Genomic DNA, 20,296 nt, shown 5'->3' on the forward strand with positions numbered 1-20,296 from the left:
TGGGGCGGCTTGACTAATGGTTCGACCAGGTATATCCTACAGAAGAGTCCCGCGAGGGGCTTGCATACAGTATAGTTTGAGAGCTGCTTTATTATATGAAACCAATCTATATCATACTAGCGATATTACTATCGTTGCTGCTGCTGACAGCGGTTTCGGCTGCCGTTATTTGGCCGCTCGTCAATGAGCGACCGGTCTTAGAGGACGAGCAAGCGATTGCGCAGCCGACAACCCCGACGACGGTGGCCCCGCAACCCGCGTTCCCCTGCCCCATAGACGGCGAATATACCCACGAGCCTAACGCGACACGCCGCCCGCTCGCAGTCATGATTGAAAACCACGTCGACGCGCGTCCGCAATCCGGTTTGAGCGACGCGTGCGTCGTTTATGAAACCGTCGCCGAGGGCGGCATTACGCGATTCATGGCGGTCTTTCTCCACGAAGATGTCGCCACGATTGGCCCGGTGCGGAGCGCGCGCGAGTACTTCGTCGACCTCGCCAAAGCGTACGATGCATTGTATGTCCACTGCGGCGGCCCGGCGACCGTCTACAGCGTCATAAAGAACCTGCGCGTCGCCGACCTCGATGAGTTCGCCAACAGCGAGGCTTACCGGCGCGTAAGGAACCGCAAGGCGCCGCATAACCTCTACACGTCTACCGAGAAATTATGGAGCAAGGCGGAGGATCGGGGCTTTGATTCGCAGGTCTTCTATCAGAAGCCGAACTTCAAGGACGACGACGCGCCCGAGTTGCGCCCGTCGAACGCATCTATCGACATAGACTTTTCCAAGCCCGAGTTTAAGGTCCACTACGAATACGACCGCAACAAAAATACCTATAACCGCTTTATGGCGGGACAACCGCATAAAGATGCCGCCAACGACAAACTGATATCGGCGAAGAACGTCGTCGTCCAATACGTCCCAATCTCGAAGATAGCCGATGACCCCAAGGGAAGATTGCAGCTCAACCTGCGCGGGACCGGCCAAGCGATAGTCTTTCAAGACGGCAGGGTCATTTTTGCCACTTGGCAACGGCAAACGGTATCGGAAATAACGCGCTACTTCGATTCCGCGGGAAGCGAAATCAGGTTCAACCGGGGGCAAATATGGATAGAGCTGGTAGACCCCACGACGATGAAGGTCGATTACCAGTAGGTGTGGTTGGCGGCTGGAGCGATGTGGGTGTGGGGTTTGAGGTATGGGCGGGACGAGGGAAGACGACCGTTCGCGGATAACCGGCCGCCAACAGGTGTGTTGCGAATGAATGTTGGAAAGTATAGACTTCCCTATCCTAAATACGTGAATGAAGCAATTGAGAAGAGAGTGGTTTAACCTTCTGCCCCGGCTCTGGTTTCCGCATCGTTTATAAATTTCAATTGTTACTCCCGATGAAAATATCAAGATAGGTTTTATACACGTACGACTGACCGTATTTTCTGTCCTTATCTTTTGGCGCTAGTATCCCGATTTCAATAAATCGGTCAATAACTGTTTGCGCCCCCGCGCGAGTAAAACCTGTCCATTGCTGAATGATGGCGGTATTCACAATCGGCTGGCCGTAGAGTTTTGGCAAAACCATAGCGGCGCTTTCTGAAGCGCGTTTGCCAAGCGCCTGGATTTTAGCCATGTCTTCTTCACGCAAAGCAGTGATTTTGCCGACTATGTCTATGGCTTCGTTGGCTATTTCAATTACGCCATCAAGGAAAAAGTCTATCCATTCGGAAATCTTTCCATTATGGTAGCCCTCGAGTTTTTCGTAATAAAGCTTCTGATGTTTTTTGAAATATGATGACAAAAACAGTACCGGTCTTTCCAAATAGCCTTCTTTCCACAGATAGAAAGTAACCAGCATCCTCCCCGTCCTGCCATTACCATCCAAAAATGGGTGGATAGTCTCAAAATGAGCATGGATTAGACCCGTCTTTATTACCGTAGGCGTTGCATCGTCTGTATGAATAAAAGTCTCGAGTTCACCAAGCGATTTATGCATATCGGCAACGGGCGGCGGAACAAAACGAGCATTGTCGGGACGAGTGCCGCCTATCCAATTCTGGCTTTTACGAAATTCTCCCGGATCAGAAACATGAGTCACCCGCGCCTTGCGCATGAGTTCCTTATGAAGTTCTCTCACAAACCGGAGTCCCATGGGAAAATTATTTTCAGTAAGTCGCTTTATTCCGTAGTTAAGAGCATTGATGTAATGCAAAATATCATCGACGTCCGTCGGGATATTTCCACTCACTCTTACTTCAGCTTCAATCGCATCGACCATAGTCGCCATTGTGCCTTCGATTTGGCTTGAAGAAGCAGCGTCTTTTCGCAGGTACATGAGGAGAAAGAAATCGGCATCGGGAAGAAGCATTGTGATACCATCGAGTTTGCCGAGAAGCCGAGTCGCTTCATTGTTTTTCTTCAAGAGTTTTGGGTCAAGGTCAAAGCCACCCTTTGGCGGAAAAGGATTGGGAATAAAGGCCTTAAAGCCCCCTGGCTGAGTTCTCATTGTGCCTATTTCAACAGTTTTCATAAGTTTGTTGGCGTCTTTTTATAAATGTATACAAAGTATGGTAGTTTGTATACATTGAGTCAAGACATGCGTACAAACCTGTCGCATTTATGATTCCCGTTAAAGGGTAGGTTTGATTCCGATCGGCGCCGATGAAATTGTAGGGCATATAGCCTCCCATTGGTAGGATTGCCTTGCTATACTGCTATTATACTACAATCGCTTGACAATTTACGTACTGATTGATTGCTAATTTAAGGAGAGTTTGCGCAACAGGCTCTGAATTCTTATCAATTCTTTAAGGATGCTTTGTTTTGTCATATTTTCCCTTGGCCGAACGACTAAACTGACCGGCGCGCGTTCTTTGCGCGTCCGTGTTTAGCGCCTTGTTAGCTGCTACGGCTATCGGTAAACATCTCGGCGATGACCAATGTGCATAATGATGATCAAGCAACTCGCGTCATCGATTTCATAAACCACTCGATAAGAACCAACTCGGATTCGCCACCCGGATCGACCAGCCAGTTTTTTCGATCCGTTCGGACGCGGCTCCTCCGCCAGCTTTCGAATCTCATCTCGTACCCGAGTGTAATAGTCCTGCGGCAGATCGGACAGTTCCTTCTGTGCTCGCCGTAAAATGGTGATCGTGTAGGTCACTGTCAGCCACGCTCAATTTCAGTGACAGCTTGCTCGAACGGAATCGCTTTGTCCTTTGCCGCCTTGGCGGCATCATACGCTCGAATGACCTCCAACTCTTCCGCCTCCTCGATTAGTTTTTCGTATTCCTCGATAGTCAAGATGACCGCTGTCTTCTTCCCACTGTCGTCGACTACAAATTGATGCTTGAGAACTGCCATTTCGATTCGCCTCCTTGTATTGGAACTTTCATTGCACCTAACGTAGCAATCAGCCGCCGGCGCAGCCGGTCGGCTGCATTGCCTGGTTAGCACTTTCTTGGCCAGTTTTATGTATTCCCCGGCCTGATTCTATTCTGTTCATTAATCCTTTTCACGCGGGCAATTATTTCATTCGCTCTTTTTGACGGTTGTTGAGTCAGAAAAGGACCGTTTCTTCCTGACGCGTATGGAGGTTTCTTCCCTACTGTGGTGTATTGCTCAACAGTAGGATCAAGTATTTGGCCATCGGCGTTTCTCAACCACCAATGCGTAACACCTTCAGCATCCTTTCCCCTGCATGGTTGCCATCCTGACTCCTTGCCTCCCAAAAGGTAATACAGCGCCTCGGTGGCGGCATAACAATGACCATACATTGGATTTCCTTTATTGATTATTACATATGCTGACTTCAATAAATCAGGCGAAAGAACCTCTTGAATCAGTGGAATCCATTCACTTGCTGACCGTGTCATAACGCTCCTCGTATCAAGTCGATTAAGAGCGGATCATTTGCCATCTTCGAGAACCTAGGGTTTGCCCCGGATGCATGTTGAATCGGTAAGACTTTTATCGTTGTGCCTGAAACGCATAAATTGGGGATTTCCCAATTTTTCACTATATTATCAATTTCTTGAGTCAGACCGCAGCTAGGAGTGAGTCCGAGCATATTCTCGTAGAAACCCTCAAACGAAGCGCTTCCCATTAGTAAGACGAGTTTTGGGTTGACGATTTGGAGTTCTTCCAGTAAAAATCCCTGGTTCGTGCAAGTGGTTAGCTCAATTGGTGTGGGACGCCTATCGCCACTCTTCCCGAGTGCTTTCCCTGGATAACATTGGGCAATCTCAGTGTTGTAGACGGACCGCAATCCTTCCTCGCGCCGCGAAATTACATTTCCATTCGACAGTACGACAGTATTCGGCGGATGGACTGTTCTGCCGAACTTTCGAAGAAACCGATCCAATATAACCCCGGTCGCTCCAATAGTGCCATCGGCTTTAAAGAAATTGACACCGCTCCGCCTAAGTTGATTTGCCGCTAGCGACTGGGAGACGATGAGAACGTCCATTTCCTCAACCGAAACGGCATCTGCTCGACGCAGAGTTTTTTCTGCATCCATCCTTGGACAAAGATGACAATCACGGACTCGACAGTACAGTTCACCCAGGAGAAGTTCCCATTGTTTGGAAGGCCTATTCATTCCGACCCCGAATTAACCACCTTTGAAGTGCTTCCAATAGTTTGCCTCAGCCGTTTCTGGTCTGCTTTTCTGCTGTGTGCCGTTTTTTTGCGCTAACTATGTTTATACTGATCCGTATAATACTCCAAAATTGCTGCTTGTGTCCATATAAGACGCCTGCTAGAATTCGTAACTTGCGGATATAACCAGTGCTAGCTGTAGCTGTTGACACGAAACGCTGTTTTATCATGACGTCTTATACGGATCAATATCTAACTCCCTTTGCAACCGACTTATTTAACCTTAAAGTATGTCGACCGGGACTTAGGAGAATCCCCTATTCCCGGCTCTGGTTTCGGCTTCGTTCATATTATTTATTTTACTTATTGGGAACTCCGATCTTCCAGATGCCCTTCTCCAAAAACGCTTCGATGGTCTGCCTTTTTGCCTTATTAATCATATTTGGGTGCGATAATTTAAACTTTTTCGCATAATCGGCAAGCGTCATTATTTCCGCGCCCTCCAAATATGCAAGCCGTTTATGGTAGCTGCCGGTGAGGGCTTTGCCTACTATCGCTTCCATGATCTTGGTCGAACCCTTTAAGTCGAATTCCTGAAAAGCCTCGTAATATTTGTTTCTCTCAATAAATTTAATGTTGATCGGAACGAAGCCCTCGCGTATCAGCAAATAGTTATTAACGACACGCCCGATACGGCCGTTACCGTCAACGAACGGATGAATGTGTTCAAAGACGAGGTGCAACTTTGCTACACGCTTAATGATATTTATATGACTTTCGGCATTGAACTCCGCGAGCATTTTTTCGAGGCGACCGACGACCACCTGAGGGTCAGGCGCGATATGACTCCCTACGCGAACGTATTCCTGATCTTGCCTAAACCTGCCGGCAATATCGTCGCGGATATTGGAGATAAGCATTTTGTGCAGCATTAAAATGACGTTTAGGGAAAGTTCTTGCTCTTTGGCCTTAGTATCTATATACGTTACGACTCTGGCGAGATTCTTCGCCTCAAATATTTCACGTTCGGAGATATATCGATCGAGGTCGATCTGGAGCAGAATCTTTTCTGTTTCTTCTAAAGTGAGGGTGCTGTTTTCGATGGCGTTTGAGTTAAATACCTGTTCGGCAACTTCAGCCTCGTTGATAATTCTAATAAGCGCGTCTTTGCCTATTGACGCCCTGTAGTATCGCTCCCGAAGGGTATTGATCTTATTGTAGACATTCAGGATCTTTGCCATACCGTTAAATTATAGGTTTTTCACGCTTTTGTCAATATAACCGTGAATACTGGTCACAAAATCGCTGGTTTTAACGGTTATGGCTATCGATCAATGTTCTACAACTCGCCCGCAAAGGCTTGGTGCAACAGCGACTTCTTCAATGATTCCAGCGCGGCGTGTTAGGCGCTCTTCCACTGCATGGATAGCTTTTTATTTGACGCGGGTGGAGTAGGGGCGTAGGGGACGTTGCTACGGTTGCTACGTCTACGCTTACTCACTCATGTTAAACGATTACATAGAAGCAGCGTTTCCTTCAGATCAAAAGAATCCGCCCTGCTCACGTAGCAACGTCCCCTGCCTCCTCACGTAACTCACGTAGCTCCCGTAGCAACGTCCCCTACACTCGCTCGATGCTCGCGCCTACCGCCCGCAGTTTCTGCTCAAAATCGTGATAGCCCCGGTCGATGTGGTAGATGTCGGCTATCTCGGTGACGCCTTCGGCGACCAGGCCGGCGACGACCAGCGCGGCCCCGCCCCTCAGGTCGGGCGCGTTTACCGGCGCCCCGCTCAAACCGGCCACGCCTCGAATGACGGCATGACGCCCTTCGGTCTTGATATCACTGCCCATCCGGTTGAGTTCCGCGACGAACATGAAGCGGTTTTCAAAGATATTCTCGGTGATGATGCTCGTCCCTTCGGCGATAGCCAAAATCGTCATGAACTGCGTCTGGAGGTCGGTAGGAAACCCCGGATACGGCAGCGTGGCTATGTCCGCCGGGCGGATTGCGTCGCGCCCGATGACTCGAATCTCGCCCACGCCCACCTTGACGATAGCCCCGATACTGCGGAGCTTGCTGACGGCGAGTTCTAAGTGCTCCGGGGATACGTCTTCGAGCACGACGTCGCCCTTGGTGATTGCGGCGGCGACCAGGAATGTCCCGGCCTCGATACGGTCGGGCATGACACGGTATTCGCCCCCGTGCAGCTTATTGACCCCCTCGACCACGATAGTAGAAGTACCGGCGCCTTTTATCCTGGCGCCCATCATGTTGAGAAAGTCGGCGAGGTCGACTATCTCCGGCTCCCTGGCGGCATTGGCGATTACCGTCTCGCCCTCGGCCAGCGTAGCCGCCATCAACAGGTTCTCGGTCGCGCCCACACTCGGATAGTCCAGGGCTATCTTCGCGCCCACCAGCTTCTCCGAGTAAGCCTCGATAAAGCCGTGGCCTACCTCGAACCGCGCCCCGAACGCCTCCAAGCCTCGTATGTGCATGTCTATTTTACGCAAGCCGATATTGCAACCGCCGGGCATAGCGACCCGGGCTTTTCCAAGGCGCGCTAAAAGCGGCCCTAAGACGATGATAGAGGCCCTCATCTGGCTTACCAATTCATAAGGGGCTTCAGGATAAAGCGGGTATGTCGGCTTTATCTCGACGACGCCGGGCTCACTATACGCGACCCTGGCGCCCAACCTTTCGAGCACCGCAGCCATCGTCTTGACGTCGTTTATTATCGGGACGTTCGTGAGAATCGTCGTCTCTTCCGTCAACAAAGCCGCCGCCATCAGCTTGAGGGCGGAATTTTTCGCGCCGCCCACCTTTATTCTTCCAGAGAGCCGGTTGCCGCCCTCGACGACGAACTTCGAACCATTACTCATTGCTCATTACCTTAAATCTCCTCAACTGTGGAGCTTATAGTATAGCCGATATCGCTCAACAACGCAGAAGCCAGACAAAGAATTCAGGCTCTAACCTTGAAATCCTTCTCTGGCTTCCGATTATTAAGTTATTCCAGCATTGGTTAGCCTTTTTGTGCCACCCTGAGCCTGACAAGCGCTTTTCTCAAGCTTACCTCGGCCTCAAGGAGTATCTTACCTGATGCTCTCGCCTCGGCTATCTCTGCTTCCCGCTCGAGGCGTTTCGCCTCGGCGCGGGCAATATCGATTTCGTGCGAAAGCTCCGCCGCATCAGCAAGTATTGTGAGCTTATCATTCCTAAACTCGAGATAACCGCCCAACACGGAAACAAAATCGCGCTGCCCGCCATTGAGTATACGCAACTCACCGAGGGCAAGCGGCGTAACGATAGGGATGTGCCGCGGCATAATGCCCAGCTCACCCTCGACGCCGAGAGCGACTACCATGTCGGCTTCTCCACTATAGACGATATTCTCAGGGCTTACCACTTCGCATAGAAGCTTGCGATCAGCCATTTAAACCTCCAGTAAACGCCCCTTACGAAGCCACCTGAGCGGCCATATCCGCATTCTTCTCTATGGCCTCTTCGATTGAGCCGACCATATAGAACGCCTGCTCCGACAGCGAGTCGTGCATACCATCGACGATCTCCTTGAAGCCGCGGATGGTATCGGCAAGCGGCACATACCTACCCTCTTGACCGGTAAACGCCTCGGCCACGTTGAAGGGCTGACTCAAGAACTTCTGGATCTTCCTCGCCCTCATAACGATAAGCTTGTCCTCTTCGGAAAGCTCGTCCATACCGAGAATCGCGATGATGTCCTGAAGCTCTTTGTAGCGCTGCAGAATCTGCTGCACATTACGGGCTACCGTGTAGTGCTCTTCGCCGACGGCGCCGGGCTCGAGAATCCTTGAACTCGAGTCGAGCGGGTCGACCGCCGGGTAAATACCAAGCTCCGAGATTTGGCGCGAGAGAACGGTCGTCGCATCCAAGTGCGTAAACGCGGTCGCCGGCGCCGGGTCGGTCAGGTCGTCGGCGGGGACATAAATCGCCTGTACCGACGTGATAGAACCCGTCCGGGTCGATGTGATTCTCTCCTGCAGGTCGCCCATCTCGGTGCCGAGCGTCGGCTGATAGCCTACCGCTGACGGCATACGCCCGAGGAGCGCCGATACTTCGGAGCCCGCTTGTGTGAAGCGGAAGATGTTGTCGATAAAGAGAAGAACGTCTCTTCCCTGGTCACGGAAGTATTCCGCGACGGTAAGGCCGGTCAGGCCGACACGTAGACGCGAGCCCGGGGGCTCGTTCATCTGGCCGAAGACCAGCGAGGTCTTGTCGATAACGCCCGACTCCTTCATCTCGAGCCAGAGGTCGTTACCCTCGCGTGTGCGCTCGCCTACCCCTGTGAAGACCGAGTTACCACCGTGTTTGGTCGCGATATTATGGATAAGCTCCATAATGAGAACGGTCTTGCCTACACCGGCTCCGCCGAAGAGACCGATTTTACCGCCCTTTACATAAGGTGCCAGAAGGTCGATGACCTTGATGCCGGTCTCCAAAATCTCAGCGGTCGGCTTCAACTGGTCGAACTCCGGCGGCTTGCGGTGAATCGGATACCGCTCCGCTGCCGGAACCGGCGTGTCGGTATCTATCGGCTCACCCAAAACGTTGAGAATTCTCCCGAGCGTGCCGTCGCCGACCGGTACGGTTATCGGAGCCCCGGTGTCCAAAACATCCATGCCCCTTACTAAACCGTCGGTCGATGACATCGCTACGGCGCGTACTTTATTGCCCTCCAAGTGCTGCTGCACTTCGGCAATGACCTCAACTGTCCCATTGGGCGTCTCAGCCGAAATCTTGAGCGCGTTATATATCGGAGGCAACTCGCTCGCATCGAATTCCGCGTCTAGAACGACACCGATAATCTGCACAATTTTACCTACGCCCATTTAAACTCTTCACCTCAATTCTATTGCCGAACATGTCGGCATCGATAAACTTACAAAACAGATCTATGCCTCTTGCAGGGCATTGGCGCCGCCGACAATCTCAGCGATCTCTTGCGTGATTTGCGCCTGCCTCGCCCGGTTGTACCACCTGGTGAGATTCTCTATCATCTCTGTCGCGCTGTCGGTCGCGTTCTTCATCGCTATCCGGCGCGCGGCGTGCTCGCTCGCAGCCGATTCCATCAGCGCCCTAAGAACGACTGTATTGACATAGCGCGGCAATAGATCGTATAGCACTCGCACCGCGTCCGGCTCGAACTCGTGCTCGACACTCGTCCCGCCCGCTTCGGCCTCGCCGCCGCCGCCACCCGATATCTCCGCTTGTTTTACGGGGAGTAGCTGATGGGTCGTCGGCTTTTGCTCCAGCGCCGATTTGAAATGATTGAACACAATGTAGACCTTGTCGATGGAGCCTTCCTGATACATCTCGACGACTTTATCCGCAACCGCTTTCGCCTCGATAAAGGTCGGGCGGTCGGTAAACTCGGTATGCGCCGCGATAATGTTATATTCGGCAAATCTTAAATAACCCGCGCCCTTGCGGCCGACGGCTACAAAAGATACCTCGCGGCCTTGGGCCGTCTCGTCGCGGTATATCGCCTCCGCGCGCCGCAGGATGTTCATATTGAACGCCCCGCAGAGCCCCCGGTTGGAAGTGACCGGAATAATCACGACATTCTTGGTCTCTTCATGAACCTCGAGCAACGGATGGCTGCCCGCCCCGACATGCTGGGCGACGCTGTTTAAGACATCGACCATTTTTATCGCATACGGCCGTGCCGCCTCGATTCGGGATTGCGCCCGCTTTATCTTAGCGGTCGCCACCATCTCCATAGTCTTGGTGATTTGGCGCGTGCTCTCGACACTTTTTATTCTGCTAAGTACTGCTCTTGCCTTTGACATGGATAATCATCCCCAAGCTATAGAGCCATGCCGACGAAGGATGTCTTGAATTCCTTGATGATTTCGCCGAGCGCTTTCTCATTCTCTTCTGAAATGACCTTCTCTTCGACGATGTTCTTCGCCAAGTCCGCGTAATTGCCGCGGACGAACTCGAGTAGGCCTTTCTCGAACGCACCGACTTTTGTCACGTCGATGTCGTCAAGGAAGCCGCGGACACCGGCGAAGATAGATATGATCTGGTCTTCAACCACCATCGGCACGAACTGCCCTTGCTTCAGCAACTCGACCATGCGCTGGCCTCTCGCCAACTGTGCCAGCGTCGCTTTGTCCAGCTCTGAGCCGAACTGCGCAAACGCTTCCAGTTCACGGAACTGCGCCAAGTCGAGTCTTAAACGTCCTGCTACCTGCTTCATCGCTTTGATCTGCGCGTTACCGCCGACTCGGGATACCGAGATACCGACGTTGACCGCCGGGCGCACGCCCGAATAGAAGAGGTCGGACTCGAGGAATATCTGGCCGTCCGTAATCGAGATGACATTCGTCGGGATATACGCCGAAACGTCGCCCGCGAGCGTCTCGATAATCGGCAGCGCCGTAAGAGAACCGCCGCCCAATTCATCGCTGAGCTTGCACGCCCTCTCCAGCAGCCTCGAATGTAGATAGAAGACGTCGCCCGGGTATGCTTCGCGGCCCGGCGGGCGTCTCAGCAATAGCGACATCTGGCGATACGCTTGAGCTTGCTTGCTCAAGTCATCATAGATGACCAGCGTATGCTTGCCGTTGTAGAGATAGTGCTCCGCCATAGCGCAGCCGCCGTACGGTGCGATATACTGCATCGGCGCGGGGTCGCTGGCCGGAGAGGCTACAACGATGGTGTATTTCATGGCATCGTGGCGCTCTAAGGTCTCGACGACCTGCGCGACGGTCGATGCTTTGCCGCCGATGGCGACATAGACACAGACAACGCCTGTGTTCTTTTGGTTGATGATTGCGTCAATCGCAATCGCGGTCTTTCCGGTTCTGCGGTCGCCGATGATAAGCTCGCGCTGTCCGCGACCGATGGGTATCATCGAGTCGATAGCCTTGATGCCGGTCTGCAAGGGCTCCTTAACAGGTTGCCTGTGGACAACACCCGGGGCCAGCCACTCTATCGGGCGGTGTGCCTCCGGTGTTATCGGGCCTTTGCCGTCGATCGGCTGACCCAACGAGTTGACGACACGGCCGAGCATACCGTCGCCGACCGGGACCTCGGCGATCCTGCCGGTGCGCTTTACGATATCGCCCTCGGCGATGTCGAGGTAGTCACCCATAATAACGACACCGACATTGTCTTCCTCGAGGTTGAGGGCAAGACCGAACGCGCCGTTGGGGAACTCGAGCATCTCCATCGCCATGCAGCCGCGTACGCCGTGGACTATCGCGATGCCGTCTCGGGCCTCCAGAACCGTTCCAACCTCTTCGACCTCTATTTGAGGTTCATACTCTTCGATTTCCCGCCTCAACAGAGAGGCGATCTCTCGCGACTTTATTTTCATAAACCTACTCCTTACCGCGCTTGAATTAGCCTGTCGCGTAAGTCGCTTAAACGTGATTTTACGCTGGCGTCGATGATCTGCCCGTTGGCGTAGACTATCATTCCGCCGTGGATTGTCGGGTCGACAACGGTTTCAAGTATTACTTCCCTCTTGGTAGATTCTTCGAGCTTAACTTGGATTTTCGCTCGCAGGTCATCGGAGAGCGGTATCGCCGTGATGACCCGGGCCATAACCCGCTTTTGATGTTCGTCCAAGAGACGGTCGAACTCGTTTCTTATCTCAAAGAACAAGTTCTCCCTACCGTTGTCGAAGAGTATCCAGAAAAAGTTGCGCGTCATAACCGATACTTCATGTAGAAAGACTTTATTAAAAACGCTCTTTTTCTGTTCACCGCCCACTTTTGCCGAATGAAAATACCCTTCGAACTCCGGGTCGGTGAGCAAGTCGCCCACGAGTTCGACCTCTTTGGCGACTTTCTCAAGCGCGTTATCGCTAATCGCCGCGTCAAATAGCGCTTCCGCGTATTCCCTCGCTACCCGCTCGTCTTTCATGACAAACGACCCACTTCACTCAGATAACTCTCGATAAGCTGCTCGTGCGCGGCTTTATCCAACTCTTGCTCGATTACTTTTGCGGCCAAGGTAACGCTAAGGTCGCCTACCTCCGTCCTTAACTCTTTGATCGCCTGCTCTACGTCGCGGTTGATCTGGTCTTCCGCTTTCGCGATCATAAGCTTGACCTCTTCATCAGCTTTGGCTTTAATCTCAGCTCTAAGATTTTCGCCAAGTTGCTTGCCTTCGGCGATGATTTTATGCGCCTCGGCACGCGCCTCGGCCAATCTCTCCTCATAACCTTTGAGCATGCGCTCCGCCTCAAGCCGAGCGTTCTCCGCCTGCTCGATGGATTCGCGTATCGTCTTCTCGCGCTCATCCAACATGCTTACGATCGGGCCGAAACCAAATTTGGCTAAAGCAATCACCAACACGATGAAAGCTAAAGTCACATAGATTATCAGTGGTTGGTTTAATTCAATCATCCGTAACCCACTTACTCCTTCCAGAAAAGTTCAGCCCGTTTCCTACTTAGAGAACAGCAGGATACTGACGACGAAGCTATAAAGAGCGATAGCCTCGGCAAACACGATACCGATGATCATCGTCGTTCTCAGGGTAGCACTGGCTTCCGGCTGACGGGCCATGCCTTCGAGGGCCTTACCGGCTATGATGCCTACGCTCACTCCGGGGCCGATAGCACCGAGGCCGATAGCAAGGCCGGCACCCAAATGTGCAAGATTGATCTCCATAAAAGTAACCTCCTCTCGTTAATCCTAATGTTCAGGATGGATAGCTGCGCCAATATATATCGCTGACAATACCGCGAATATATATGCCTGGATAAAAGCGACAAATATCTCAAACGCATACATGATAATGGAGAATGCGAATGGGATAGGTGCGACGATGATACTGCCGGACATGATTATCAGAGCCAGCAAGGACAGAATGAGTATATGCCCCGCCAGCAGGTTAGCAAAGAGTCGCAAGGCCAGCGAGAGCGGTTTAGCAAGCTGGCTGAATATCTCTAATGGATAAAGGATGACGTAGAGCCATCCCGGCATACCGTGCGGAGCCAGGTTCTTCATATACGCGAACGGCCCCTGCTTCACCATTCCCGCACCCACAAAGGTGAGGAAGACGATGATCGCGAGCGTCGCGGTCATGTTGATGTTGCTGGTCGGGGAGTTTGAGCCGGGAATAAGACCCAGTAGGTTGCTGAATAGAATCAAAAAGAAGAGCGCGCCTATGAATGGAAGCCATTTCTTCCCCTCATGCGTACCTATGTTCGCTTCGACGATATCGACTTTTACAAACTGCACCATCGCCTCGATGAAATTTCTCAGCCGGCCCCTCGCGACAAGCCCTCCGCCCCTGCCCGTGTACCAGACAAGGCCAATCGTTATAAATGTAGCCAACCATACGACGACGACCGCTTTGTTTATGGAAAAATCAAGACCGAAAAGGTGCATACTGGGGCCGTGCGGCAATGGGATGCCGAAAAATTTGAAGGCATACTCGTTCGAGAGACTAAACTCCTCGAGTATGTGAGACATTACCGCGCCGGCTTCGCTGGATTGCTCGGCTCCGGCTACTTGCTCTGCTGCCATATATCTCTCCTTTCCTGTTTTGAGTCAAACGTTAATCCCTCAGCCAGTTCTTAACGCTCATCGCCAATACCACAGTGAATCCGACCGCTACCGTTGAAAGAAGCAGTGTCAGGTTCAATTCAAGAAAACGAGACAACGAAAATACGACTATCCAAAGACCGATAAGTCGCACCCAAAAGCCGCCTACCGCAAAAGCGACCGCCTTTTTTGCGGAGAACCTCTGGGACTTTTTGGTGGCGGTGACGGTGCTTCCTACATACAGACCGAGCACAAGAAGCCCGATGAGCGAGCTTTTAAGCCCCAACCACCCATTAATATACCATCCTATGATAGGCGCTGCTATCCAGAATGGCAAGCCGTGCAGTAAAATCGCCCTAGTATCGAAAAGAGATTTGTACCGTGGGCTTGGACGTTTCCTACTTAGAGAAGTCACGTTTTTGGCGCTCCTCTTCTTGCTCCATCTCGATGACCGCTCTGTAGATATTCAAGAAACCGGCCGCCGCGCCGAATATAATACTCAATATCATAATGGCGGTCGCGTACCGGGGCGCTAGCCGCCCTATCGCCCAACCTATGAGCGTACCGACTAGAACAGCGGCCAAAAGCTCGGTCCCCAGATGCCCAAGCTTTACCAACTCACGCTTTGACGAGTTGGCTTTCCTCGAACTAACGTCCTTGCTTGTCGTTATTTTTTTGTCGGAATCCTTGTGTTCGGTTGGTTTATTTTCGCCGCGGTCGCCTTTGCCGGCTCTCTCGACATCTTCATCCGAAGCGTGTCGGGTTTCCCACATCGGCCAGCGGCCATCATCTGATTGTAACATTAATTACGAACACCGATCCTTGAATTATAATAAAGTAAATCAAAGGCGCATGCAATAGCTTGATTGCCGGTTTCTGCGCTACATCGCTAATAAATAATCAAAATATAATCAGCTGCCGTTGTCAAAGGAAATCCGCAAAAGCCTGACCCCAGCCTCTTCCAGCAACTCTTGCGCGAGCAGGTCGGGATAGCCTTGCTCAAAAAATATCTCTTTAATGCCCGCATTAATAAGCATCTTAGCACAGAGCACACACGGTTGGTGTGTGCAATAAATCGTCGCCCCGCCGACCGCGATGCCGTAGAGCGCCGCCTGAATAAGCGCGTTCTGCTCGGCGTGAAGGCCGCGGCAGAGTTCGTGGCGCTCGCCCGATGCTATACCCTGAATCTCACGCAAGCAGCCGATATCTATACAGTGCCGAACACCCGACGGCGCGCCGTTGTAGCCGGTCGCGAGGATGCGCTTATCGCGCACGAGAAGCGCCCCGACCTTTCGCCTGACACAGGTCGCGCGCTGGGAGACCTGTTTGGTGATGTTTAAGAAATACTCGTCCCAAGAGGGCCTCGAATCGGAAGGCCGCTCCGAGAGAGGCGGGCCGCTCCGCCCGTTATCATAGTCCATACTTATCCCAGCGCCTCCCAGCCTCTCCAACGCTTTGTGGGCCGACGCGCGACCTATCCGCCGCGTCATCCGCCGTGACAGTCGATCAAACCGTTATCAACGTCTTTCTAGCGCCCTACGGCAGCGAGGTTGCTGTAGACAGGGTGCTCTTCGCAGAGCCGTTTAACTTCGGCCGCGACCCTCCCGTGTACCCGCTCATCGCCCATGCCCTCCAGGGTGTCGGCGATAAGGTTTGCCAAGAATCGGGTCTCATCTTCCTTTAAGCCGCGAGTCGTAATCGCCGGCGTCCCTAAACGGATGCCGCTCGTTACCGAGGCGCTTCGCGTCTCGAACGGGATGGTGTTTTTGTTAGCAACGATACCGACCATTCCAAGCTCTTGTTCGGCATCGGCCCCGGTTATCCCTTTGCTCGTCAAATCGACTAGCATCAGGTGCGTATCGGTGCCGCCCGAGCATATCCGAAACCCGCGCCCCGCCAAAACCTCGGCCATTGCGCGCGCGTTAACCACGACCCGCTCGGCGTAGGTCTTAAAATCACCGGCCATGGCCTCTTTGAAGCAGACCGCTTTAGCCGCTATCGTATGCATCATGGGGCCGCCCTGCGTCCCCGGAAAGACCGCTTTATCGAGCGCTTTGCCGTACTTCTCGCGCGCCAGAATCAAACCGCCGCGCGGGCCGCGCAGCGTTTTGTGCGTCGTGGTAGATACCACATCGCTATGGGGTACGGGGCTCGGGTGAACCCCGGCTGCTACCAATCCCGCGATATGCGCCATATCGACCATAAGGTATGCGTCGACCTCGTCGGCTATCGAGCGGAACGCCTCGAAATCGATGATGCGCGGATAAGCGCTCGCGCCTGTGACTATCATACGCGGCTTATTCTCACGGGCAATCCTTCGAATCTCGTCGTAATCCATCTGCTCGGTCTCGGGGTTGACCCCGTAAGCGACGAAGTTGTATATCCGGCCCGAGATATTGGCCGGGCTGCCGTGCGTAAGGTGGCCGCCGTGCGGGAGCATCAAACCCATGACCGTGTCGCCCGGCTTGAGCAACGCCAGGTAAATCGCTGTGTTTGCCTGGGCGCCCGAGTGGGGCTGGACATTGGCGTACTCCGCGCCGAAGAGTTCCTTGGCGCGCCGGCAAGCTATCGTCTCCGCCGTATCGACATGCACGCAACCGCCGTAATAGCGGTGTCCCGGGTAGCCTTCGGCGTATTTATTGGTCATGACCGAAGCCTGTGCTTCGATTACATCCTCGCTCACATAGTTTTCAGACGCGATAAGGTCGAGTGTGTGCCGCTGGCGCTCAAGCTCGTCCTGGATGGCCTGCCATATCTCCGAATCGCTTTCCCTTAATGTCATTCGCTCACCCCTGCTCGTTCTTCTATCATACTTATCTTCTCGACCCGTCGGGCGTGTCTGCCGCCTTCGAAGCCGGTAGCTAACCATACTTTCAATATCTCTATCGCGACCGCCGCGCCAATTATCCTCGACCCCAAGGTTAGGATGTTGGCGTCGTTGTGCTCGCGGCTGAAGCGCGCGGATACCGTCTCGTTGCAGTTTGCGGCGCGGGCTCCTTTGACTTTGTTCGCGGCAATGGCCACCCCGACCCCGGTACCGCATACGATAACCCCGCGGTCATACTCCCCGGCGACAACTTTTAGCGCCACCATTTCGGCGAAGTCCGGGTAGTCGACAGAGTCGTCGCCGTTGATGGTGCCGACATCCAAAAACTCGACGCCCTCTTCTTTGAGCACCTCTTTGAGTTCTTCTTTTAAATCATATCCGGCGTGGTCGGACCCTATTACGACCTTCAAACCTCTCCCGCCTTTCCAAGCTACGCATTCCGTAAAACGGCGCGCGTGCCCGCGGCGCCAATAAATCCCTGTTAAAAAGGATACCTGCTGCTTATGGGCTTGTAAAGGGCAGCCTCACAGCGCGAGTTTTTCCTTTAACTCATCCCAAGTCACATAGCCTTCGCGAAGCAACTCGGGTCTTGCGGTCGAGACGTCCAGAACCGTCGACTCGATGCCGAGAGGCGATTCGCCCCCGTCGATGATAAAGTCGACACGACCCGCGAGCGCGCCGGCTTCCCCCGCGTTTTTCGGGCTCGGCTTGTCGGCTATATTCGCGCTGGTCGTCGCAAGAGCGACGCCTGCCGACCGTATCAACATCCTCGCGACCGCGTTATTTGGGCAGCGCACACCGACCGTCTCGCCGCCCGCCGTCACCGCCGCCGGCACGACCGGCGACTTCTTGAAGATAAGGGTCAGCGCGCCCGGCCAGTATGCGCGCATCAATTCCCTGGCGGCGTCGTCGACCCCGGTAACATACTTATAAACATCTTCCGGGTCGGCGATTAGCAGGATAAGCGGCTTGTCGGCGGGGCGCTCTTTCGCGGCGTATATGTCGCGCGCCGCTTCCGGGACGAGCGCGCTCGTGCCCACACCGTAGACGGTGTCCGTCGGGAATACGACGAGCGCGCCCTCGCGCGCGGCCTTCGCCGCCGCACGCAGGTCGGCGGCGTCCGGATTATCGGGGTCCACCGCAATCAATTCGGTCGTCCGCTCTTTAAAGGCGGCCATGTCAAATCCTTCTCGCCTTAATAATGCGATCGTTTTCGAGATAATCTTTTCTGACTTCGATATCTTTGAAGCCGCCGCTCGCTTGGCAGATTGCTGTGACGTCGGCCGCCTGGTCGAAACCTATCTCAAAGAAGAGCAGGCCGCCGGGTTTGATGAACGCCGGTGCTTCTTCTATTATTGCCCGGTAAAAATCGAGGCCGTCCTCGCCGCCGTCGAGCGCGAGCCGCGGCTCGCGCCGGACCTCACCTTGGAGACCATCCAGGTCGGAGGTTTTAATATAGGGAGGGTTCGACACGACTATGTCGACACACCCACGGTAATCTTGCACCCCTCCGAAGAGGTCGCTTTGGACGACCGTTACGCAGTCTAAGAGCCCGTGGCGCTCCGCGTTCTCCCAGGTGAGCGCGACCGCGGCATCCGAGACATCGACCGCGACAACGCGCACGACATCGTTTTCATGCGCGATGCTCAGCGCGATTGCGCCGGTACCGGAGCCGATATCCAGCACGAGCGGCAAGCCGAGCGTGCGCAAATCGTTCAGTCCGGCTAATACCTCCTCGACCAGGCGCTCGGTCTCCGGCCTCGGGATTAGGACATTCTCGCGACAGACGAAGTCGAGATAACGAAAGTGCTGGTGCCCCAAGATGTATTGGAGCGGCCTGCCGCCGAGCCTCTCGGCTACCGCCCCGGTGATAAAAGCCTGCGCGCTCGCGGTCAACTCCCGCGCGCTATATAAGTAGAGGTCGGACCGCTCGAGGCCGAGCGCCTCCCCTACGATTCGCTCTGCTTCGACCCGGGCGCTTATCAAAGGGCCGCCCTCCAGCTCCAGGGCGGCCTGTTTTATCGCCTCACCGATGGTCATGGCCGCCAAAGGCATCACACCACCTGTTTGAGCTTTTCCGCGCGGTCGGCCGCGGCCAGCGCGTCGATAATATCGTCTATCTCGCCCTCTAAAATGGCGGGGAGATTGTGGACGGTGTAGGATATGCGATGGTCGGTAACCCTGCCTTGCGGGAAGTTGAAGGTGCGAATTCGCTCACTGCGGTCACCCGTCCCGACCTGAGAGCGCCTCTCCGCCGCTAATTCGGCGTTCTGCTCATCCATCATCTTCTCATAGAGCCTCGCGCGCAAAATCGTCATCGCGCGCTCGCGGTTTTGCAACTGGCTCTTCTCGTCCTGGCAGGAGACGACCAACCCGGTCGGCAAGTGCGTTACGCGCACCGCCGAGTCGGTCGTGTTTACCGACTGGCCGCCGGGGCCGCCCGCCCTGAAGACATCGACTTTGACATCGTTGGGACCGATTTCGACCTCGACCTCTTCGACCACCGGAAGGACCGCTACCGTCACCGTCGAAGTATGGATGCGCCCTCCCGACTCGGTCACAGGAATGCGCTGCACCCGGTGGACGCCGGACTCGTATTTAAAGCGACTGTACGCGCCTTTCCCTTTAATCTCGAAGATGACCTCTTTGAAGCCGCCGACATCGGCCGGACTGGTGCTCAGCACCTCCGTCTTCCACCTATGCGCCTCCGCGTAACGCGAATACATCCGGTAGAGTTCGCCCGCGAAGAGGCTCGCCTCATCCCCGCCGGCGCCGGCCCGTATCTCGACGATGATATCCTTCTCATCGTTCGGATCCGCCGCTACCAGCAAGAACTTGATATCTTCTTCGGCCTTCTCCCGCTCCTCTTTAAAGGTGTTTAACTCCGCGTGGAGAAAGTCGCGCATCTCGGGGTCTTGCTCTCCCTTGAGCATCTCGGTCGCTTCGGCCTCGCCCTTCTCCAGCTCATAGAGGCGGTTTATCAAGGTAACGAGCGGGGTCATGCCGGCGTGGGTCTTCGCGAGTTCGCGATATCTGTTTTGGTCGCCTATGACCTCGGGGTCGCTCAAATTTTCCGTTATTTCATTGTACCTGTCTAAAACTTCCTGTAATTTTTCGAACATCTTTAATCACCTGTTAGGTCTATAACCTTATTAATTATACTGGAAGAGTCATTGACAGTAAACAGGAAGGGGCCGTTTGAAAATAACCCGTAGGGGCCGAGCTTGTCTCGGCCCACAGCTTGTCTCGGCCCGGTCATACTCCAGCCCTACCCATTGGGCGGAGACAAGCTCCGCCCCTACATTTTTATCTTTTACTACTGCCC

At 53.8% G+C, this 20,296-nt stretch carries 24 protein-coding genes; 1 reads left to right on the forward strand and 23 read right to left on the reverse strand.

Going from position 1 to position 20,296, the window contains the following annotated elements; translation table 11 throughout:
- The first annotated feature begins 95 nt into the window (after positions 1 to 95).
- Positions 96 to 1,157, forward strand: coding sequence for a DUF3048 domain-containing protein (locus tag KGZ93_00310; protein MBS3908067.1), 1,062 nt, complete (start codon positions 96 to 98; stop codon positions 1,155 to 1,157).
- A 217-nt stretch (positions 1,158 to 1,374) separates the two neighbouring features.
- On the opposite strand, the gene KGZ93_00315 is transcribed toward KGZ93_00310, so the two are convergent.
- The 23 genes from KGZ93_00315 to prfA form a co-directional block, all read right to left on the reverse strand.
- Positions 1,375 to 2,526 carry a Fic family protein gene (locus KGZ93_00315; protein ID MBS3908068.1) on the reverse strand — a complete coding sequence of 384 codons (1,152 nt, stop codon included), beginning with the start codon at positions 2,524 to 2,526 and terminating at the stop codon, positions 1,375 to 1,377.
- Positions 2,527 to 2,907: 381 nt separating this feature from the next.
- Positions 2,908 to 3,162: a type II toxin-antitoxin system RelE/ParE family toxin gene (locus KGZ93_00320; GenBank protein ID MBS3908069.1), complete on the reverse strand. Its 255-nt coding sequence runs from the start codon at positions 3,160 to 3,162 to the stop codon at positions 2,908 to 2,910.
- Between the two features lie 2 nt (positions 3,163 to 3,164).
- Positions 3,165 to 3,362, reverse strand: coding sequence for a hypothetical protein (locus tag KGZ93_00325; protein ID MBS3908070.1), 198 nt, complete (start codon positions 3,360 to 3,362; stop codon positions 3,165 to 3,167).
- A gap of 107 nt (positions 3,363 to 3,469) precedes the next feature.
- Positions 3,470 to 3,874: a hypothetical protein gene (locus KGZ93_00330; GenBank protein ID MBS3908071.1), complete on the reverse strand. Its 405-nt coding sequence runs from the start codon at positions 3,872 to 3,874 to the stop codon at positions 3,470 to 3,472.
- Positions 3,871 to 4,467, reverse strand: coding sequence for a hypothetical protein (locus KGZ93_00335; protein MBS3908072.1), 597 nt, complete (start codon positions 4,465 to 4,467; stop codon positions 3,871 to 3,873). The genes KGZ93_00330 and KGZ93_00335 overlap by 4 nt, the downstream gene beginning before the upstream one ends.
- Before the next feature lie 490 nt (positions 4,468 to 4,957).
- Entirely contained in the window at positions 4,958 to 5,839 is an 882-nt protein-coding gene (locus tag KGZ93_00340) for a Fic family protein (GenBank protein MBS3908073.1), read from the reverse strand.
- 379 nt (positions 5,840 to 6,218) lie between these two features.
- Positions 6,219 to 7,478: a UDP-N-acetylglucosamine 1-carboxyvinyltransferase gene (gene murA, locus KGZ93_00345; protein MBS3908074.1), complete on the reverse strand. Its 1,260-nt coding sequence runs from the start codon at positions 7,476 to 7,478 to the stop codon at positions 6,219 to 6,221.
- Positions 7,479 to 7,621: 143 nt separating this feature from the next.
- On the reverse strand, positions 7,622 to 8,032 hold the full coding sequence (atpC, locus tag KGZ93_00350; GenBank protein MBS3908075.1) for an ATP synthase F1 subunit epsilon: 411 nt from the start codon (positions 8,030 to 8,032) through the stop codon (positions 7,622 to 7,624).
- Positions 8,033 to 8,054: 22 nt separating this feature from the next.
- Entirely contained in the window at positions 8,055 to 9,467 is a 1,413-nt protein-coding gene (atpD, locus tag KGZ93_00355) for a F0F1 ATP synthase subunit beta (GenBank protein MBS3908076.1), read from the reverse strand.
- Positions 9,468 to 9,530: 63 nt separating this feature from the next.
- On the reverse strand, positions 9,531 to 10,427 hold the full coding sequence (atpG, locus tag KGZ93_00360) for an ATP synthase F1 subunit gamma (GenBank protein ID MBS3908077.1): 897 nt from the start codon (positions 10,425 to 10,427) through the stop codon (positions 9,531 to 9,533).
- Between the two features lie 17 nt (positions 10,428 to 10,444).
- A complete protein-coding gene (gene atpA, locus KGZ93_00365) occupies positions 10,445 to 11,962 on the reverse strand; it encodes a F0F1 ATP synthase subunit alpha (GenBank protein MBS3908078.1) in 1,518 nt (505 codons plus the stop codon).
- Between the two features lie 11 nt (positions 11,963 to 11,973).
- Positions 11,974 to 12,513 carry an ATP synthase F1 subunit delta gene (gene atpH / locus KGZ93_00370; protein MBS3908079.1) on the reverse strand — a complete coding sequence of 180 codons (540 nt, stop codon included), beginning with the start codon at positions 12,511 to 12,513 and terminating at the stop codon, positions 11,974 to 11,976.
- Positions 12,510 to 12,998 carry a F0F1 ATP synthase subunit B gene (atpF, locus tag KGZ93_00375; protein ID MBS3908080.1) on the reverse strand — a complete coding sequence of 163 codons (489 nt, stop codon included), beginning with the start codon at positions 12,996 to 12,998 and terminating at the stop codon, positions 12,510 to 12,512. The genes atpH and atpF overlap by 4 nt, the downstream gene beginning before the upstream one ends.
- Positions 12,999 to 13,040: 42 nt before the next feature.
- Complete coding sequence (atpE, locus tag KGZ93_00380) at positions 13,041 to 13,265, reverse strand: ATP synthase F0 subunit C (protein ID MBS3908081.1); 225 nt, start codon at positions 13,263 to 13,265, stop codon at positions 13,041 to 13,043.
- Positions 13,266 to 13,289: 24 nt separating this feature from the next.
- The gene (gene atpB, locus KGZ93_00385) at positions 13,290 to 14,126 is read right to left on the reverse strand and encodes a F0F1 ATP synthase subunit A (protein MBS3908082.1); all 837 of its coding nucleotides are present in this window, start codon (positions 14,124 to 14,126) and stop codon (positions 13,290 to 13,292) included.
- A gap of 31 nt (positions 14,127 to 14,157) precedes the next feature.
- Positions 14,158 to 14,430, reverse strand: a complete 273-nt coding sequence (locus KGZ93_00390) for a hypothetical protein (GenBank protein ID MBS3908083.1) — start codon at positions 14,428 to 14,430, stop codon at positions 14,158 to 14,160.
- 112 nt (positions 14,431 to 14,542) lie between these two features.
- Entirely contained in the window at positions 14,543 to 14,917 is a 375-nt protein-coding gene (locus KGZ93_00395) for an AtpZ/AtpI family protein (GenBank protein ID MBS3908084.1), read from the reverse strand.
- A gap of 138 nt (positions 14,918 to 15,055) precedes the next feature.
- Positions 15,056 to 15,565, reverse strand: coding sequence for a cytidine/deoxycytidylate deaminase family protein (locus KGZ93_00400; GenBank protein MBS3908085.1), 510 nt, complete (start codon positions 15,563 to 15,565; stop codon positions 15,056 to 15,058).
- 107 nt (positions 15,566 to 15,672) lie between these two features.
- Positions 15,673 to 16,926 (reverse strand): serine hydroxymethyltransferase, encoded by a 1,254-nt coding sequence (locus tag KGZ93_00405; protein MBS3908086.1) that lies wholly within the window; start codon positions 16,924 to 16,926, stop codon positions 15,673 to 15,675.
- Positions 16,923 to 17,381, reverse strand: a complete 459-nt coding sequence (rpiB, locus tag KGZ93_00410) for a ribose 5-phosphate isomerase B (protein MBS3908087.1) — start codon at positions 17,379 to 17,381, stop codon at positions 16,923 to 16,925. Before rpiB ends, KGZ93_00405 begins: the two co-directional genes overlap by 4 nt.
- A 114-nt stretch (positions 17,382 to 17,495) precedes the next feature.
- Entirely contained in the window at positions 17,496 to 18,149 is a 654-nt protein-coding gene (locus KGZ93_00415) for a threonylcarbamoyl-AMP synthase (GenBank protein ID MBS3908088.1), read from the reverse strand.
- 1 nt (position 18,150) lies between these two features.
- The gene (gene prmC / locus KGZ93_00420; protein ID MBS3908089.1) at positions 18,151 to 19,026 is read right to left on the reverse strand and encodes a peptide chain release factor N(5)-glutamine methyltransferase; all 876 of its coding nucleotides are present in this window, start codon (positions 19,024 to 19,026) and stop codon (positions 18,151 to 18,153) included.
- Entirely contained in the window at positions 19,026 to 20,093 is a 1,068-nt protein-coding gene (prfA, locus tag KGZ93_00425; GenBank protein MBS3908090.1) for a peptide chain release factor 1, read from the reverse strand. Before prfA ends, prmC begins: the two co-directional genes overlap by 1 nt.
- Positions 20,094 to 20,296 lie beyond the last annotated feature (203 nt).

It is taken from the genome of Actinomycetota bacterium, assembly GCA_018333515.1.
GTDB lineage: Bacteria > Actinomycetota > Aquicultoria > Aquicultorales > Aquicultoraceae > Aquicultor.

Coding starts and splice junctions, on each gene's coding strand:
- KGZ93_00310 (MBS3908067.1), top strand. CDS start 96: ATGAAACCAATCTATATCATACTAGCGATATTACTATCGTTGCTGCTG.
- KGZ93_00315 (MBS3908068.1), bottom strand. CDS start 2,526: ATGAAAACTGTTGAAATAGGCACAATGAGAACTCAGCCAGGGGGCTTT.
- KGZ93_00325 (MBS3908070.1), bottom strand. CDS start 3,362: ATGGCAGTTCTCAAGCATCAATTTGTAGTCGACGACAGTGGGAAGAAG.
- KGZ93_00330 (MBS3908071.1), bottom strand. CDS start 3,874: ATGACACGGTCAGCAAGTGAATGGATTCCACTGATTCAAGAGGTTCTT.
- KGZ93_00335 (MBS3908072.1), bottom strand. CDS start 4,467: ATGGACGTTCTCATCGTCTCCCAGTCGCTAGCGGCAAATCAACTTAGG.
- KGZ93_00340 (MBS3908073.1), bottom strand. CDS start 5,839: ATGGCAAAGATCCTGAATGTCTACAATAAGATCAATACCCTTCGGGAG.
- murA (MBS3908074.1), bottom strand. CDS start 7,478: ATGAGTAATGGTTCGAAGTTCGTCGTCGAGGGCGGCAACCGGCTCTCT.
- atpC (MBS3908075.1), bottom strand. CDS start 8,032: ATGGCTGATCGCAAGCTTCTATGCGAAGTGGTAAGCCCTGAGAATATC.
- atpD (MBS3908076.1), bottom strand. CDS start 9,467: ATGGGCGTAGGTAAAATTGTGCAGATTATCGGTGTCGTTCTAGACGCG.
- atpG (MBS3908077.1), bottom strand. CDS start 10,427: ATGTCAAAGGCAAGAGCAGTACTTAGCAGAATAAAAAGTGTCGAGAGC.
- atpA (MBS3908078.1), bottom strand. CDS start 11,962: ATGAAAATAAAGTCGCGAGAGATCGCCTCTCTGTTGAGGCGGGAAATC.
- atpH (MBS3908079.1), bottom strand. CDS start 12,513: ATGAAAGACGAGCGGGTAGCGAGGGAATACGCGGAAGCGCTATTTGAC.
- atpF (MBS3908080.1), bottom strand. CDS start 12,998: ATGATTGAATTAAACCAACCACTGATAATCTATGTGACTTTAGCTTTC.
- atpE (MBS3908081.1), bottom strand. CDS start 13,265: ATGGAGATCAATCTTGCACATTTGGGTGCCGGCCTTGCTATCGGCCTC.
- atpB (MBS3908082.1), bottom strand. CDS start 14,126: ATGGCAGCAGAGCAAGTAGCCGGAGCCGAGCAATCCAGCGAAGCCGGC.
- KGZ93_00395 (MBS3908084.1), bottom strand. CDS start 14,917: ATGTGGGAAACCCGACACGCTTCGGATGAAGATGTCGAGAGAGCCGGC.
- KGZ93_00400 (MBS3908085.1), bottom strand. CDS start 15,565: ATGGACTATGATAACGGGCGGAGCGGCCCGCCTCTCTCGGAGCGGCCT.
- KGZ93_00405 (MBS3908086.1), bottom strand. CDS start 16,926: ATGACATTAAGGGAAAGCGATTCGGAGATATGGCAGGCCATCCAGGAC.
- KGZ93_00415 (MBS3908088.1), bottom strand. CDS start 18,149: ATGGCCGCCTTTAAAGAGCGGACGACCGAATTGATTGCGGTGGACCCC.
- prmC (MBS3908089.1), bottom strand. CDS start 19,026: ATGCCTTTGGCGGCCATGACCATCGGTGAGGCGATAAAACAGGCCGCC.
- prfA (MBS3908090.1), bottom strand. CDS start 20,093: ATGTTCGAAAAATTACAGGAAGTTTTAGACAGGTACAATGAAATAACG.